Annotated in this window: 14 protein-coding genes; 12 read left to right on the top strand and 2 right to left on the bottom strand. The window is 42.3% G+C overall.

Annotated elements, in window-relative coordinates:
* Positions 1 to 291: 291 nt before the first annotated feature.
* From VGB26_05405 to VGB26_05395, 3 genes are all read left to right on the top strand, one after another.
* Positions 292 to 1,215, top strand: a complete 924-nt coding sequence (locus tag VGB26_05405; protein ID HEX9757224.1) for a class I fructose-bisphosphate aldolase — start codon at positions 292 to 294, stop codon at positions 1,213 to 1,215.
* Positions 1,216 to 1,345: 130 nt separating this feature from the next.
* Positions 1,346 to 2,740 (top strand): hypothetical protein, encoded by a 1,395-nt coding sequence (locus tag VGB26_05400; protein ID HEX9757223.1) that lies wholly within the window; start codon positions 1,346 to 1,348, stop codon positions 2,738 to 2,740.
* Between the two features lie 10 nt (positions 2,741 to 2,750).
* On the top strand, positions 2,751 to 3,374 hold the full coding sequence (locus tag VGB26_05395; GenBank protein ID HEX9757222.1) for a hypothetical protein: 624 nt from the start codon (positions 2,751 to 2,753) through the stop codon (positions 3,372 to 3,374).
* Between the two features lie 82 nt (positions 3,375 to 3,456).
* On the opposite strand, the gene VGB26_05390 is transcribed toward VGB26_05395, so the two are convergent.
* The gene (locus tag VGB26_05390; GenBank protein ID HEX9757221.1) at positions 3,457 to 4,338 is read right to left on the bottom strand and encodes a diacylglycerol kinase family protein; all 882 of its coding nucleotides are present in this window, start codon (positions 4,336 to 4,338) and stop codon (positions 3,457 to 3,459) included.
* A 201-nt stretch (positions 4,339 to 4,539) separates the two neighbouring features.
* Here VGB26_05390 and VGB26_05385 point away from each other — a divergent pair, with 201 nt between their 5' ends.
* From VGB26_05385 to VGB26_05345, 9 genes are all read left to right on the top strand, one after another.
* Entirely contained in the window at positions 4,540 to 7,392 is a 2,853-nt protein-coding gene (locus VGB26_05385; GenBank protein ID HEX9757220.1) for a glycosyltransferase, read from the top strand.
* 50 nt (positions 7,393 to 7,442) lie between these two features.
* Positions 7,443 to 7,853 carry a hypothetical protein gene (locus tag VGB26_05380; protein ID HEX9757219.1) on the top strand — a complete coding sequence of 137 codons (411 nt, stop codon included), beginning with the start codon at positions 7,443 to 7,445 and terminating at the stop codon, positions 7,851 to 7,853.
* The gene (locus tag VGB26_05375; GenBank protein HEX9757218.1) at positions 7,850 to 8,326 is read left to right on the top strand and encodes a hypothetical protein; all 477 of its coding nucleotides are present in this window, start codon (positions 7,850 to 7,852) and stop codon (positions 8,324 to 8,326) included. Before VGB26_05380 ends, VGB26_05375 begins: the two co-directional genes overlap by 4 nt.
* A 202-nt stretch (positions 8,327 to 8,528) precedes the next feature.
* Positions 8,529 to 9,020 (top strand): hypothetical protein, encoded by a 492-nt coding sequence (locus VGB26_05370; GenBank protein ID HEX9757217.1) that lies wholly within the window; start codon positions 8,529 to 8,531, stop codon positions 9,018 to 9,020.
* A 9-nt stretch (positions 9,021 to 9,029) separates the two neighbouring features.
* Positions 9,030 to 10,034 (top strand): SPFH domain-containing protein, encoded by a 1,005-nt coding sequence (locus VGB26_05365; GenBank protein ID HEX9757216.1) that lies wholly within the window; start codon positions 9,030 to 9,032, stop codon positions 10,032 to 10,034.
* Between the two features lie 76 nt (positions 10,035 to 10,110).
* Positions 10,111 to 11,619, top strand: a complete 1,509-nt coding sequence (locus VGB26_05360) for a hypothetical protein (protein ID HEX9757215.1) — start codon at positions 10,111 to 10,113, stop codon at positions 11,617 to 11,619.
* A gap of 210 nt (positions 11,620 to 11,829) precedes the next feature.
* The gene (locus tag VGB26_05355) at positions 11,830 to 12,345 is read left to right on the top strand and encodes a hypothetical protein (GenBank protein HEX9757214.1); all 516 of its coding nucleotides are present in this window, start codon (positions 11,830 to 11,832) and stop codon (positions 12,343 to 12,345) included.
* A gap of 77 nt (positions 12,346 to 12,422) precedes the next feature.
* Complete coding sequence (dtd, locus tag VGB26_05350; GenBank protein HEX9757213.1) at positions 12,423 to 12,854, top strand: D-aminoacyl-tRNA deacylase; 432 nt, start codon at positions 12,423 to 12,425, stop codon at positions 12,852 to 12,854.
* Between the two features lie 156 nt (positions 12,855 to 13,010).
* The gene (locus VGB26_05345) at positions 13,011 to 13,556 is read left to right on the top strand and encodes a peptidylprolyl isomerase (protein HEX9757212.1); all 546 of its coding nucleotides are present in this window, start codon (positions 13,011 to 13,013) and stop codon (positions 13,554 to 13,556) included.
* A 206-nt stretch (positions 13,557 to 13,762) separates the two neighbouring features.
* On the opposite strand, the gene VGB26_05340 is transcribed toward VGB26_05345, so the two are convergent.
* On the bottom strand, positions 13,763 to 14,374 hold the full coding sequence (locus VGB26_05340) for a Spy/CpxP family protein refolding chaperone (GenBank protein HEX9757211.1): 612 nt from the start codon (positions 14,372 to 14,374) through the stop codon (positions 13,763 to 13,765).
* Positions 14,375 to 14,876 lie beyond the last annotated feature (502 nt).

The raw sequence follows: 14,876 nt of genomic DNA, 5'->3' as shown, positions 1-14,876 counted from the left end.
ACGGACATGGATGCCTCTCTTGCATATACCATGACTTCCATATCGATGGACCCTCTAACTCTTCGATGGATGAATAATTCCGCACGGATCACATTCGCCAATGTGCTATCCCTAACTTAATGGTTTGCCGGACAGGCTCTTAAGGGTTTTTGTTCCCCATCCCACCCAAACCCTTTTGACCCTTTATCCCTGGTTGCCTATTGACTATTATGGACCATCTTTGGTTTAATCTTTTGTATCATTTTTGAATTTTTTTGAAAAACTCATAATGAAAAACGCGGGGGTTTGAAGATGACAAAAAGGGTTCAAGAGATTTTAAGTTATTATCAAAACGAAAGCCCAGGAACACGAACCAATCTGGTTCGCCTTCTCAACCATGGAACCCTAGCCGGGACTGGCAAATTGGTTATTTTACCCGTGGATCAGGGGTTTGAGCACGGCCCGGCAAGAAGTTTTGCATCTAACCCCAGCGGTTATGATCCTCATTACCATTTTCAACTGGGCATTGACGCAGGTTGCAATGCCTATGCGGCCCCTCTGGGGTTTTTAGAAGCCGGTGCCGCCGAATTCGCGGGACAAATTCCCCTTATTTTAAAACTGAACAATCATGACACCCTCTTGGATGAAAAAGATCCCATTTCTTCTCAAACCGGAAGCGTTCGAGATGCCCTTCGTCTGGGTTGTGTTGCGGTGGGTTATACCATTTATCCCAGCTCTTCCCGTATTTTGGAAATGTACCAGCAATTGAGGGAAATTGCAGAAGAAGCCAAGGCCAACGGTTTGGTCGTTGTGGTGTGGTCTTATCCCAGAGGATCCTGTTTGAGTAAACAAGGGGAAACCGCCATTGACGTCGTCTCCTATGCAGCACAAATCGCCGCCCAATTGGGAGCCCATATCATCAAGGTTAAACTCCCTTCAGACCATATTGAGCAGCCCGCAGCAAAAAAAGTTTACGACGCCGAAAAAATTCCAATCTCCAGCCCGGAAGATCGGGTTCGTCATGTGGTTCAAAGTGCATTTAATGGACGGCGAATCGTTATTTTTTCTGGTGGCGCAAAAGGGGGAGATGAACCCTTCTTCAATGATGTGCGTGCGATTCGGGACGGTGGCGGTTATGGGTCCATTATTGGGCGAAATTCTTTCCAACGCTCTAAACCGGAGGCTCTTAAGTTTCTCAGTACGGTAATCAAGATCTACTCAGGGCAACAACCCTAAGTAATTGCTTGATCTACAATTTTACAAGGTCTCCCGGAAAGTGACCCATTTTCAAAACGCTTCGTTTTTCTATTATTAAAGAAACTCTTCAAATCTACCCTCCTGATCCCTTCTTGAGTGAGATTAAAAGATGAATCCTTTCGCAAAATTTTCCATGATGAGCGAGTTGAGCGACACCATTAAGGGATGTCTTCAGGTTCAAAACGGTCAGGTTAGCTTTCTGGATCAAGGAAAAGCGACCGGAACCCTCACAGACCGCTTGGTTTATAATTCTGTTTTCCATCCTGACACACAAATTAAAGCAACATCACGTTGGTTGATCAAAGCCATGGCCCGAGCCTCCCAAATTTTCCCTGCGTCCATTAGTGGAATTTTTGAATTCTCCAAACACCAGGGAGCCAGGAATTTAACCCTCCCTGTCTTCCAAATAACGGCCTTTTCCTACACCATGGCGAGATCCATTTTCCGGGCGGCAAGAGAAAATAATGCATGCGCTTTTATCTTTGAAATTGACTCAAACCAAATATTCCACGGCAATCAAACCTCTGGTGAATTTTCAACTATCGTTTCAGCCGCAGCCATCCGGGAGAAATACAAAGGCCCTATTTTTATTCAAGGAGACTATATTTCATTTCATGGGGAAGACTATCAACAAAACCCCACCCAGGAAAAATCACGCTTAAAAAATTTAATAAACGAAGCCATTAAATCTGGACTATATAATCTTTGGATGGATTCATCAGAGGACATTCTTCCCCGGGGGGTTGGAGGAGAGAAAAACCAAAATTTAAAAGCACCCCTTTTCGCTGAATTAACCGACTCCGTGAGGATACTTGAACCCAAGGGAATAGACATTTCTCTTGGTTGTCAAATAAATCCTTTCCAAGAATCCGGTTTCAAGAAGAAGGATATTAGGGAATTCATGGAACAATACCAGGCGAAGCTCCAGTCCCTCAATCCTGGGGCAAAAGGAATTTCTAAATTAGGTTTTTCCCCCGAGAGAGACTCCTTAGCCACCCAACCTTATGGCGCACCTTATGAACCGGAACCCTTGGACCCAAACACCCTTATAGGGCTTTCTAAATTTGCAAATGAAGAATACGGCCTAATGGGAAGAATAAATTTAAAACCTTCCGATAGTTCTCAGAACAACTTGAAACGGTTTTCAAAAATTGGAAATGCAGAGATTCACGTGCCCCTAGAATATCATACCCTCATGATCAATCACCATGACTTTCCGTCAGAGTTTAAGGATGAACTCAATTTCAATTTTCCAAATCCTTTGGAGGAAGAAAAAACTCAATCCCCATTATCTCATAAACCTTTCAGAGTTTTTAAAGAAAAACTCTGGACCCTACCCGAACCGCTTCAACAAGATATCAGTAAGGATTTGGAAACCCAGGTGTCTTCCCTGTTAAAAGCACTCCAGATTGACCATACCCAGGAAATGGTTTTTCGTTCCACGTCAAACCCACTGGTTCCTTTAAACCTTTCAGAAGAGATGGAAATTTGTAAAAAGGAATAAACAGTTTTTCATGAAAAACCAATCTATCCGTTGGACAGAAGAAGAAATCGCCGCTCTGCAAATAACTCGTATTTTTCAAATCAAGGGAGAGATACAGAGAAAGGTTTGGAGTCACCTTGAGCTTCTCCAGGATGCCCTTCGTGAAGAAATTGAAAATCATACTCTTCTGGCCCCGGAAGGAATAGATACCCAAACAGGACAAATCGCAAAGGGAGAAAACCATATGAGGCTTCCCTTTGTCTACCTGGATTTTCCAAAATTTTTTTCGAGGGAAGAAAAGTGTACATTTCGTACTTTTTTTTGGTGGGGAAATTCTGTGGTATACGCATTAATTTTAGAAGGAAAATTCCTTCTGCAATATAAAAAGAGAATTAAAGAAAATTACAACACACTAATTAAAGGAAACTTCCATTTGGCGATTACCAAAGACCCTTGGGAATGGAGAAAAGGTAATCCGCATACTGTTCCCTTAAAAAAAAATAACAAAAAGGAGTTTCTTCACTATTTAGAGGAGAAATCCTTCATAAAGCTGGAACGTTTTTTGGAATTGAAGGAACCGGCCTTTAAGGAAGGAAGAATTCTTAAAGAAGGGATTGCTACTTTTCGCCTTTTAACTCCTATCCTTTTTAAATAAAAATTAAGGAATTCACTCCCAAACCTTTTTTAAAAACCATTTTTATTTTGGGTTTGGAATTTTCTTTTTTTACCTCCATCTATTATTCCGAAAATAAAACCTTAATTTGTTTTTGAGCAATTCTTATAGACGTAGGAACCTTCAGAAGGACTTCCCCATCCATTTGGGCCAATATTCCGCGGCCAGGTTTTATGGTAACCTCTTTAGCTTCCATCATAGCCGCACCCTTTAAACGGGTATGTCGGTTCATCATCACCGAAAAGCACAATCGCAGGTAATCCCAAAATCCCCTACCATTATATAAAAATACTTGAAAGGTTGGACTTTGAAGAGATGCCTTCGGGGCAATCTGAATTGAACTGGCATAATACCGTGCCTTACAAATCACCACCGTTGTGGCTTCAAACTCCTGACCATCTACTACCATTTTAAATACAGGAAAATGGTAACAAAATAAAGAACGGATTCCGGATAAAATGTAACTCCATCGTCCAAAAATCCGTTTTAAGGAATAGGAAACATGGTGAACCGCTTCTGCGTCAAACCCGATTCCTACCATCAAACCAAAGTATTTACCGTTTGCCAATCCCAAATAGACGTCATGGGTTTTCCCTTTTCTAAGGACTTCTAAAGCCTTCCGCGGATTAATTGGAAGGCCCACTTCCCTCGCAAGGCTGTTTCCAGTTCCGCTGGGAAGGATCCCCAAAACAGTCGAAGACCCCACCAACCCATTCATGGCTTCATTAATGGTTCCATCTCCCCCCGAAACCATAAGGAAATCATACCCCTCTTCCTCCGCTTGTTTTGCCAAAGAAGTGGCATCTCCCGGACCCCTGGTCAGAATCCAGGTGGCAAAGGGAATCCAATTTTTGATGACCTTCAACAATCGCTTTGAAACCGGACGGTTCCAACCCAGTCCCGCGGTAGGATTTTGTATGATTAAGGATTTATTAAATTGGGGCATTCTCTTATTATATCCCGCATCACTTCTGATTGACAATTCGATACCCGATTGTGGTATATAAGTGCTCCATTTTCCAAACAAATTTGCTGGAACCGCTTTTTTATGGTAGCTTTATTCACGAGGGGAGAGGGTGCGAACAGGTTTTTTCATTCTATGGTTTCATTTTCTGTTCTAAATTCAAAAAACCCCTTCAATTTCAATATGTTTAAAGCAGTTTGTTTTTTTTTCTTTATCCTCCAATTTAACCCTGCCATAGCACAACAACCCCCTTCATCTCCTCGTGAAAATGCAAATGCACTGATTAAAGAGAATCGACTCGACCCCGCCAAAAAAATCCTAAATGAAATTCTAATCAATGACCCCCAGAATCTGAGTCCCAGGCTGGAATTGGCCCGCCTACATTCAAAAATGGAAAAATGGGACCCCGCCATTTCCGAATATGAAAAGGTTTTGGCCTCGGATCCTGAAAATCTTGAAATTCAAGAGGAATATGCTTGGACCCTGCTCCAAGGATCTCGTTTCGAAAAAGCCATAAAAGTTTATGATCGGCTTTTGAAGGAGAATCCTGCCGCCATTGATCTCCACCTTCGCAAGGCTTTGGCCCTTTATGGGGCAGCAAGAATCCCCGAAGCCATCAGTGAATATAAAAAGGTTTTAAAACTAGACCCCTTCAATATAGAAGCTGAAATTGCCATATTACAACTTAAAGACACCGTTCCTCAACCATTTCAGTTAAAAGCAGGCATGGTCCTTTCTTTTATTCTCATGTTGGTCCTGACCAGCTTATTGGTAATGGGAATTCTCCGAAGCCGAGCCTCCCGGAAACCATCAAAAAAAGAATCCCAATCTCTTAGGGAGGAACGGTATATTCGCGCTATTGCAATTATCGGACTTATGGTTGCCACCTATTATATTTTTTGGCGTATAACCTATACCATGAATTGGGATGCCTGGTGGTTTTCCATTCCAGTTCTGGGCGCGGAGGTTTACGGCCTTGCAGTTGCTTATCTCTTTTTCTTTATGGTCTGGAAACCAACTCAGCGAAAAGCACCCCCTCCCCCACCAAACCGTACGGTTGATGTTTTTGTGGCCACCTACGATGAGGATCCAAACATTCTTCGAAAAACCATCGTGGGTTGCCTAGAAATGACCTATCCTCATAAAACGTACATTCTCGATGATGGAAACCGAACGGAGGTTGCCCGTCTGGCTCAAGATTTAGGGTGTGTGTACATCACCCGAGAAAAAAATATAAATGCAAAGGCAGGAAACTTAAACAATGCCCTCCGCCAAACCTCCGGTGAATTTATTGTAACATTTGATGCTGACCATGTTCCCTTACCCAATTTTTTAGAAAAACTCTTGGGATACTTTGAGGACCCCAAGGTGAGCTTTGTTCAAACCCCTCAGGATTTTTACAATGTGGATTCCTTCCAACACCGTCTCAATCCAAAACGCCGCCGGATGTGGACGGAACAATCCCTTTTCTTTTCTGTGATTCAACCGGGAAAGGACCATTGGAATTCCGCGTTCTACTGTGGAAGCTGCGCGATCCTTCGCAGAAGCGCTTTGGAAGAAATCGGGGGCTTTGCAGAAGCCACGGTAACCGAGGATATCCATACCTCCATTCTACTCCACGGTAAAGGCTTCAAATCAATTTACCACACCGAAAGTTTGGCCTACGGCCTTGCCCCTGAAACAGCCCTTCCGTTTCAAATACAGCGTCTTCGTTGGGGTCAAGGGGCCATGCAGGTTATGGTTCGAGATAATCCCATTTGGAAAAAAGGTCTCACCCTTTCCCAAAGGTTCTCCTATTTTGCTTCCATGACAACTTATTTTGACGGATTCCAAAAACTCATTTTCTACCTGGCCCCTATTGTTTATTTTTTAACCGGAATTTTACCGATTAACGCCTTTGATATTGTTTTTCTTCTCCATTTTATTCCCTATTTTATCATCTTTCTTTTAAGTTTCGAGTTAATGTCCCGAGGACGGGGTTCGGTGCTGGTAACAGAACAATATAACATGGCAAAGTTTGCCACTTTCATGAAATCCAGCTTGGGACTTTTTCGGAAAAAGCCCTTGAAATTTCACATAACCCCTAAATCCGGAACTAAGGAAGAGGGATTGGGCTTGTTTTATCCACAAATCTTGGTTTTGACACTGAGTTTTATAGGGGTTGTTTTGGGAATGATCCGATATAATTTAAAAGGGGACCTTGAACCACTGGCTTTTTATGGAAATCTTTTATGGGCCTTTCTCAATGCAGGGTTGGCTTTGGCCATCATTCGGTTCAGTAGGAAAAAACACCAACACCGATCCGCTTTTCGGTTTTTATTTCTCCTTCCTTGCGTCTATCATCCCATCAATAAAACCCTTTATTCTCCACAAATCGGTTTGGTCCGGGATTGCCACGAAGACGGGGCATCTCTTTTCACTTCCCATCCTCTGGAACAGGGAATCCCAATTCATGTCACGATGTCCGTGGGAAACCGTTCCCTCGATTTGGATGGTGTGGTCATCACCGCTGACAAGGAAACACAGGAGGGACCCTCCGTATTTCGCAATGGAATCCGCTTTACCCATATCAACCCAGAGGACCAATCGCTTTTAATTAAATACAGCTTTGAATATTCTATTCCGAAATTTATGGAAACTTATGCACAGCCTAATACCCTTTTTAATCAGTTAGAAGATTTTCTTCGGCAGGACCAGCGGAGAAAAAGACGGTGGACATTTTCTCTCCCAACCAAACTCCGGTTTAATCAACAAATTGGGGAAAAGGAAATCCTAGCGGTCACTGAGGACATCAGTGAGGGTGGCCTTTCCATCGTTAGTTCAGAGGAACTTCCTTTGGGAATATTGCTGAATTTTTCGATCGAATTATCGGATCAGCAAATTCAGGGAAAAGGAAGAACTTCCCGTGGGGAAAGCCATCCCTTTGGCCATTTTCAAATCTATCGGTACGTCATTCAATTTCACCAGTTAGAAAATCGAGACCTCGCACAAATTCGTCAAATAAAGACCCTGGTCTCAATGGCACAAGGAAATTGAATGAGAAAAAGAAATAAATATTGGTATGATTATTTTTTTAGGAGGGAAAAATGAGGAAAGTAAAATGTTTCATTTTCACTTTGTTTCTTTTGGGAATGGCCCCCTCTTTAACTTGGGCAATTGAAGGCTATTCAGGGGCCATGTGGGGAATCGGAATTTATGATACACTTGAACCGAATATTAAAACCCTGGGATTCATCCGCCAGGGAATCGATTGGGTGTATGTATTAGATACGAAAATTTCCACCTATACTCAATTTCGATACCGTTTTGAGCGGGAGGAATCTGAGTTTTTTGATGCCTATGGCCCTTCCCTTGGGATTTCCGGAAAAAATGGACCCTTCCGGTTTGGTTTTGAATACTTATGGGAAAGATTTCCAAAACAAAACAAAGATACAAATGAGGCCAGGCTTTTTATAGAATATTATATAGATTGGGATCTTAAAAAGTTCTTAAAATGAAAAAATTCCTTCGCAGAAGTTTATTGTTTGTTCTTTTCGTGGGCCTACCCAGCACCTATGCAACCTACAACATTTTTCAACCGGAGCAATTTCCTATTAAATTTTTCCGGGGGGAAGTGGTACAGGTTTCCGATGATATTATCATTGGTCCCTATCCTACTGAAAAAGAAATAAAACGGTTGAAAAAAATGGGAATTCAGGAATTTATCAGCCTGATGAACCCCTCCATGCCTTTTGAATCTCCTCTTATTAAAAAAGAGCTGGAATTGGCAGAAAAACATAAAATCTCTTTTAAAAATATTCCCCTCTCCTATCTTCCCGATCTGGAATCTATGGAAAACCTAGAGAAGGTGGAAAATCTTATCGCCTATACCAAAGGGAATAAAACCAAAAAATATGTCCACTGTTATTTAGGCCGCCACCGTACCACTCTATTTAAAACTTATTACCTTCAATCTCAAAACCCCTCTTAAACTCTCTCCCCCCCAAAAAGAATTTCCAAAAGGTAATCGCGGAAAGCTCCCAATGTCCTTCCCCTTCCCAAAAGCAAACCTAGTGAGGAGATAAACAGGAAAGATAAAAAACTTAAACATTTCCCTTCTTGACAGGATTGGTGTGAGGGTTATACTTGAGAAAGGCTTTCCAGCGAAAATTTTGCCCTTTATTTGCTAAATTATGAGCATCGCACAAAAACTGGAAAATTTAACTCGTCTTATCCCTGGTGTTGCCGGTTACCAAGACAAAGAAAATTCCAGAAATACCGATAAAACCATCCGGCTAAGGTTAACCGAGGAGCTTTTAAAGCTAAAAGGGTATTTAGAAGAAGAGAAACGGTTTTATACAGAACGGAAAAAACTTTCTGTTCTTCCTCATTTGGATCAAATTGCCTCCAAGTTGGACCAACTGGGAAACCTGATTAAATACGCCGCTCGGGGCTACCGAAGTTTTTTTGATACCTACAAATATGATCTAAAAAAAATACAACGACTTTATGAATTTGATATTGGGTTGTTCAATCACATCGCTATTCTTCAAAACGGCATTAAAAAAGTACAGAAATTAAGAAAAGATATCGTGAAGCTAAAGAATGAGTCTTATAAATTCAATTTAGAACTGGACCGTTTTAAAGATACCTTTAATGAACGAAAAGAGATTTTGATTCAATAGGGGAAATTAATGTCTGAATTCATGGAAGTCATAGAATGGTTTGATGAATCGGGCGAGCAAATTGCCCACCGGTATCTAGAGCAAGGCTCAGCGGAAATTAAGTTCGGTGCTCAATTAGTGGTTCGTGAAAATCAGGCGGCTATTTTCTTCCGAGATGGAAAAGGTCTAGATGTTTTAGGGCCGGGAAGGCATACGCTGACCACACAAAATCTCCCCATTCTGACCAAAGTCCTTGCCTTACCCTGGGGTTTTAAAAGTCCTTTCAGAGTGGAAATAGTCTTTGTTAATCTCAAAATATTTACACACATGCGATGGGGAACCAAAGACCCAGTTGCTTTCAAGGATAGCGAATTGGGGCTCATTCGGCTCAGGGCTTTTGGCACTTTTACCATGCAGGTAACTCAACCCCTTCTTTTTATCAATACCCTGGTTGGAACTCAAGGATCTTTCGGTTCAACCCATATTGAAGACTACCTTCGGGAAATCATTGTTTCTCGTTTGAACGATTTTTTAGGAGAAATGGTGGACAGCCTTCTTAACCTTCCAAAGTATTATTATGAAATGGGGGTAGCGGTGAAAACGAGGCTAACCACAGATTTTCGAAAATATGGTATGGAGCTGGTGGACTTTTTTATTAATCGAATAACTCCTCCCGAAAATGTTCAAAAAATGATGGATGAGCGGGCCGGGATGCAGGCCGTAGGGGATTTGGATAAATTTTTTAAATTCAAGGCGGCTAAAGCCATGGGAGATGCCGCAACCGGGGGAGGAAGCGGTTTATTAGGGGGTGGCGGCGGGGATGCCGCAGCCGGAATGGGCCTTGGGGTTGGCGCAGGAATGGGAATGATGATCCCGGGAATGCTGTTTAAGGCCATGGGAACGGAGGCACCCTCCCCTCAGCAGGTTCTCGAAAGGGGAATGGTCAACTGCCCGGAATGCCATGGAGAGGTTTCGATTGACAGCCGGTTTTGTTCTCACTGTGGCCATCAAGGTGAGGCCACTTCCTTACAGTAATTATCCTTAAGCAACGGAAAAAGGCCCCCATGGGTCATTGCAGGCGAAGCAAACTATCTTATTAAGGCTACGCAATATGACTACCCGCCTTGTTGTTTCAACCCGATGCCCCACCTGTGATGGCCCTATTGATTTCACCCTGGGAAGTAATGCCATTCAGTGTCATTTTTGCCGATCTAACCTTTTAGTGACGGGCCGCAAACAAACCCTAAGTTACTACATTGCACCAACACTAAATGCCCATCGGGCGGTAGCCAAGACAAACCTCGCCCATAAGGCAAGAGGGCATTCCTGCCAAATCATTCAACCCCATTTATATTTTATTCCCTATTATCGGTTAACCGGACATGATTTACGCTGGGAAGAGGAGGTCAAAGAAACAGAGATAAAATCTTTTGAATTTAACCGACATCTCCTTATGGCTTCTGAATGGGATAGCCCTTTTATGAATCGAAATGGTGATCTTTTTTCCGTCTTTCAACTTGCGGGCAACCTTTTGGGCCAGCACTTCAAAACTAAAGGAAATACCAACATTCTAGAAAAACCAACGACCTCTTCCACATCCTCTTATACCCATCACAACACACGGCCTACATCCACCTCCTTTTTTGACACGAGAGTAAATGCAAAATTTCAGGACCGTTATGTTGAAAAAAATTTCATCGCTTGCCATCTGGAGGAGGGGGGGATTTATTCTCTCGGGGTCCGCCCCAGCGTTCTGCGCTTAGAACTTTTCCAAAAAGAAAGGATTCAATCTCTTGGAAAAATTGTCGGAGTGGATATCTCACCCCAGGAAGCTTTCTCTCATGGTATGAAAACCGTTAAAAACCGGGTTCTTCTTTATCGAAGGGTCCTCGGGCAAGTCCTTTCCATTATTTACTTTCCTTATTGGATCATTGAGGTAAAGAAGGGAGAAAAAAAAACCCTGACGTTAATCGATGCCGTATCCGAAAAAGTTACAGAGTTGGATGCCACCACCCATTTACTTAAGGAACTTGACCATAAATCCCCAAAAACATCCCAAATCATTGGTTTTCGCCCTCTGGCCTGCCCCAACTGTGGATGGGACCTCCCCGTACGTCCAGATGATGTGATTTTTTTCTGTTCCTCCTGCCAAAAACCCTGGCAAATTTTTGGAAATCAGCTTTATGAAGTAGACTACAAAATTGCAAAAGTTCCAAATACCAATGGGCATGCCCGGCATCTACCCTTTTGGATTCTTCATGCTCAAATCAAGGGAGGTCAAACTTCTCGCCTATTTTTGCCTGCCTTTCGCTTTATCAAATTAAAAGCACTTAAAAATCTAGCCCGGGTCTTTTCCAACAAACAACCCGACTATGGATTTCTCCAGGGAAAAATTCCAGAACTTCATGAATGCTTCTACGATCAAGAGGATGCTTTAAAACTTGCTCAGATTACCTATGTAGGAATGGCCCAAAATTTTCAAGAAGCCATTCAGGCGATTGAAGAAAACCAGTTTAAAGTTTCAGGTCTTACACTCACTTGGTTCCCATTTAAATCCAATGGACTATCTCTTATCGATCCTTTCTCTGGTTTTGCAATCCCCCGCAACCTCCTCAGATAAAAGATCCCTCCCCTCTGTATGATAAAATCTTTCCATTTTCTCCTGTTTGTAGGGAAACTTTCTCCAATTCCTCCCCTTTGTAAGGGGAGGTAAGGTGGGGTAGAACTTTGGTCTTCCCATTCCCTTAATTCCCCTCTAACCTTTAACATATATTGGAGCAACAAAAACCCTGTTGAAAAAAAACCCCGAATCTTATAAATTGATTTCTTCATGTTCTTCACACAAGAAACATTCAAAAAACGGTTTGTTATCATTTTCCTGGTTATTTTTCCTTTTATCACCTCCTGCTCTACCTACCAAACGTCTAAAAACGGTTCAGAGATTTCCATTAACCATAGAACCATTGCAGTTATAACTGCTTCCACTTTTCAAGAGGCGGAATTGTTCCGCCAATCAATTTTTCAAGGAAACCCATTACCGGATACCACAAAATTTGTCCCCATTAATAAGGTCGATAAAATTGATCCCTCCCTCACCAAAGTGTCCATTCAGCTTAGGGAATGCCAAATCAGCAGACCAATTGAAATTTCTACTGATGGACCATTGGCCAAACAATATGTTGTTCTTCAACGGGGAGGATCCCCTGAACACCCATGCCATGGCGCAGGTCCCTCCTCAGAAGAAAACTCCCAGAATTGGACCGAAACCGCCGGCCAAATTTTAATTGGTGTTCTTTATATTGGTGGAATTGCACTTGCCATAATCGCCCCCTTTCTTCTATTCTGACAAATCTGGTAAATTTTTAAACGGGTCTGATAACATTTTTTTAAAATAATGGGGTATATGTTTTGATGAAAGCCTAAATCCAAAGGGTCAGGGAAGCCCAAGTCACGGTGAACGATAAATCGATTGCTCAGATTGGTCAGGGTTGTGTAATCCTTTTAGGAGTTTCAAAAAAAGACAAGAAAAAGGAGGCAGATCGATTGGCAGAACGAATTTTAAGCTACAGAATATTTGAAGACGATTCGGGAAAGATGAATCGTTCCATTTGCGATATAAAAGGGCAACTGTTGGTGGTATCCCAATTTACATTAGTAGCGGATGTTGCAAAAGGGACAAGACCCAGTTTTACACCAGCCGCCGAACCAATAGCAGCGGAAGAACTCTACAAAAATTTTGTTAAGAAGTTATCCTCAACAGGCCTCCGAGTCAAAACAGGACGATTCGGTGCAAAAATGCTGGTCTCCATTCATAATGACGGGCCGGTGACCTTTCTTTTGGAAACTTCGGTATAATCTTCCAAAAAAACTCACCTTTTGCTTTACAATAATTTTCTTTCATGGTTATTATGAAAAGTTAATTGTGATGGCCTGGATGAGCCCAATTTTTCCCCTCCATTTTGTTTCCCAGCCTGTCCAGTGAGGAAAAATCAAATTGAGGAGTAATTTTTAATGAAACCCATATGCGCTTTTCATTGGTCCGGTCTTTTTATGGTTTTTTGTTTAATTACGGCCTGGACCATCCCTGCCTTTGGGGAAGCCACAGAAAGGGAAAAAGAAATGAGTGTAAGCAAAGGGAAAATGGTATCCATTGAATACACCCTTCGGTTAATTGACCAAACCGCCGTTGACACGAATGTGGAAAATGATCCCTTGACCTATCTCCATGGGTCAGACCAGATTATTCCGGGACTTCAAAAAGCCCTTGAAGGAATGAAGGCGGGTCAAAAGGCAAATATCACCGTAAAACCGGAAGAGGCCTATGGTTTGCTAGATAAAAAGGCCTTTCAGGAGGTTCCCAAAGAACAAATTCCAGAAGATGCCCTCCAAGTGGACGCTATTTTACAGGGAAAAGATGATGATGGAAAGCAGTTTAGAGTCCGGGTAAGTGAAATAAGGGAGAACTCGGTGCTTTTAGATTTCAACCACCCCCTGGCTGGAAAAACCCTCTTTTTTGATATCACGGTCTTGAACGTTCAGGAATATAAACATCCATAAAGGTATTCTAGGACCAAAGGGTGAACTCCTTCTCGTTCAATTGGGAAAACCCTGTCCACCCCTTTTAGGGGTTTCCCTGTGCTTTTAGTAAGCAAACATGGCGCCGCAGCGATTTCAATTAATTTTTGGCTCCAAAAAATTCGTTTAAACATAAAAAAGGGCCTTTTCTCGTTATAGAAAGGGCCCTTTCTATAAAAGAAAAAAATTTATTCTCCCGACATTCCTCCCATCATACCGCCTGGATGCATTCCACCCATTTGACCGCCGCCCATTCCTTCCATCATTCCATGGCGGCCCATGCGGTGACGCATAGAACCCAAACCCATTTTACGGAACTCTTCATATTGTTCATCGCTGAGGAGCTTTTGGGTCTCCCCTAGGCTTTTGATTCGGTACAACATCACATTGGCTTGGTATTCCTGTACTTCATTAAGTTTTTTCTCAATCTTTCCCATATCCAGGGTTTTTGATTCAATCAGTTCCCAAAGTTCAATTTCAGCAACCTCAAGATTCGCCTTCCGCTTAATCATTTCCTTCCGGTAGTTGGAGCGAATTTTCCTGAATTTCTCCAACTGCTCATCCGTTAAATTCAGCGTCTCCTGAAACCTTTCAAGATCAAAGGGGTGTCCGGGTCCGCCATAGCCTTTATTTCCATACCCCATCTTGCCCTTTCCGTAACCCTTACCCTCCTTCTTTCCATGGGCACCCATCATATCCCGCATGTGGTCTGGCATTTGTGCCTGAACGGAGCCCACAAAAAAAACAACAGCAAACAACGCTAACAGAAAACCTAAGCCTTTAAACGCATGTACCTTCATTAGTTTCCTCCTTTTGTTCATAAAAATTTTGGTTAAAAAATTGAAGAAATGGGATTTAATTGCCTAATTTAATTATGGGATTCGAATTAAAAAGAATTGAAAATACCAAGCTGGAAAATAACATACCCTTTGCTCTTCCGTCAAGCGTAAGAAGAAGGGGGGGTGGGGGTTTCACCTGGTTTACTGTAGTAAAGGAAAATCAAGATATTTTCATATTTTATTGATGACCACGATCCTATGTGTAAAAGCACCTTGCCCGACCCTGGTAATTAGAGAGTCTCCAAAGAGCTCTGACCTTGCTTCATTGGGGCTAAGGTGCAGGCAGAAGCTACACACGCTACAAAAGAAGGTCGACTGAAGTCCCTCTGTGTCAATATGAATGAGACACCTCCCCTATGTTAAATTAGAGTAGAGGGCGGGGAGGAGAAGGTAGTTATGATAGCTGAAAAGATCAAAGCAACCCAGGGAATCTCAAGCCAAAGCGATCCGCATCGAGTTGTCC

It is taken from the genome of Nitrospiria bacterium (assembly GCA_036397255.1).
In the GTDB taxonomy this organism is placed as follows: Bacteria; Nitrospirota; Nitrospiria; order DASWJH01; family DASWJH01; genus DASWJH01.
The sequence above is the reverse complement of the archived record's forward strand: the minus strand, read 5'-3'. Positions and strand labels throughout refer to the sequence as shown.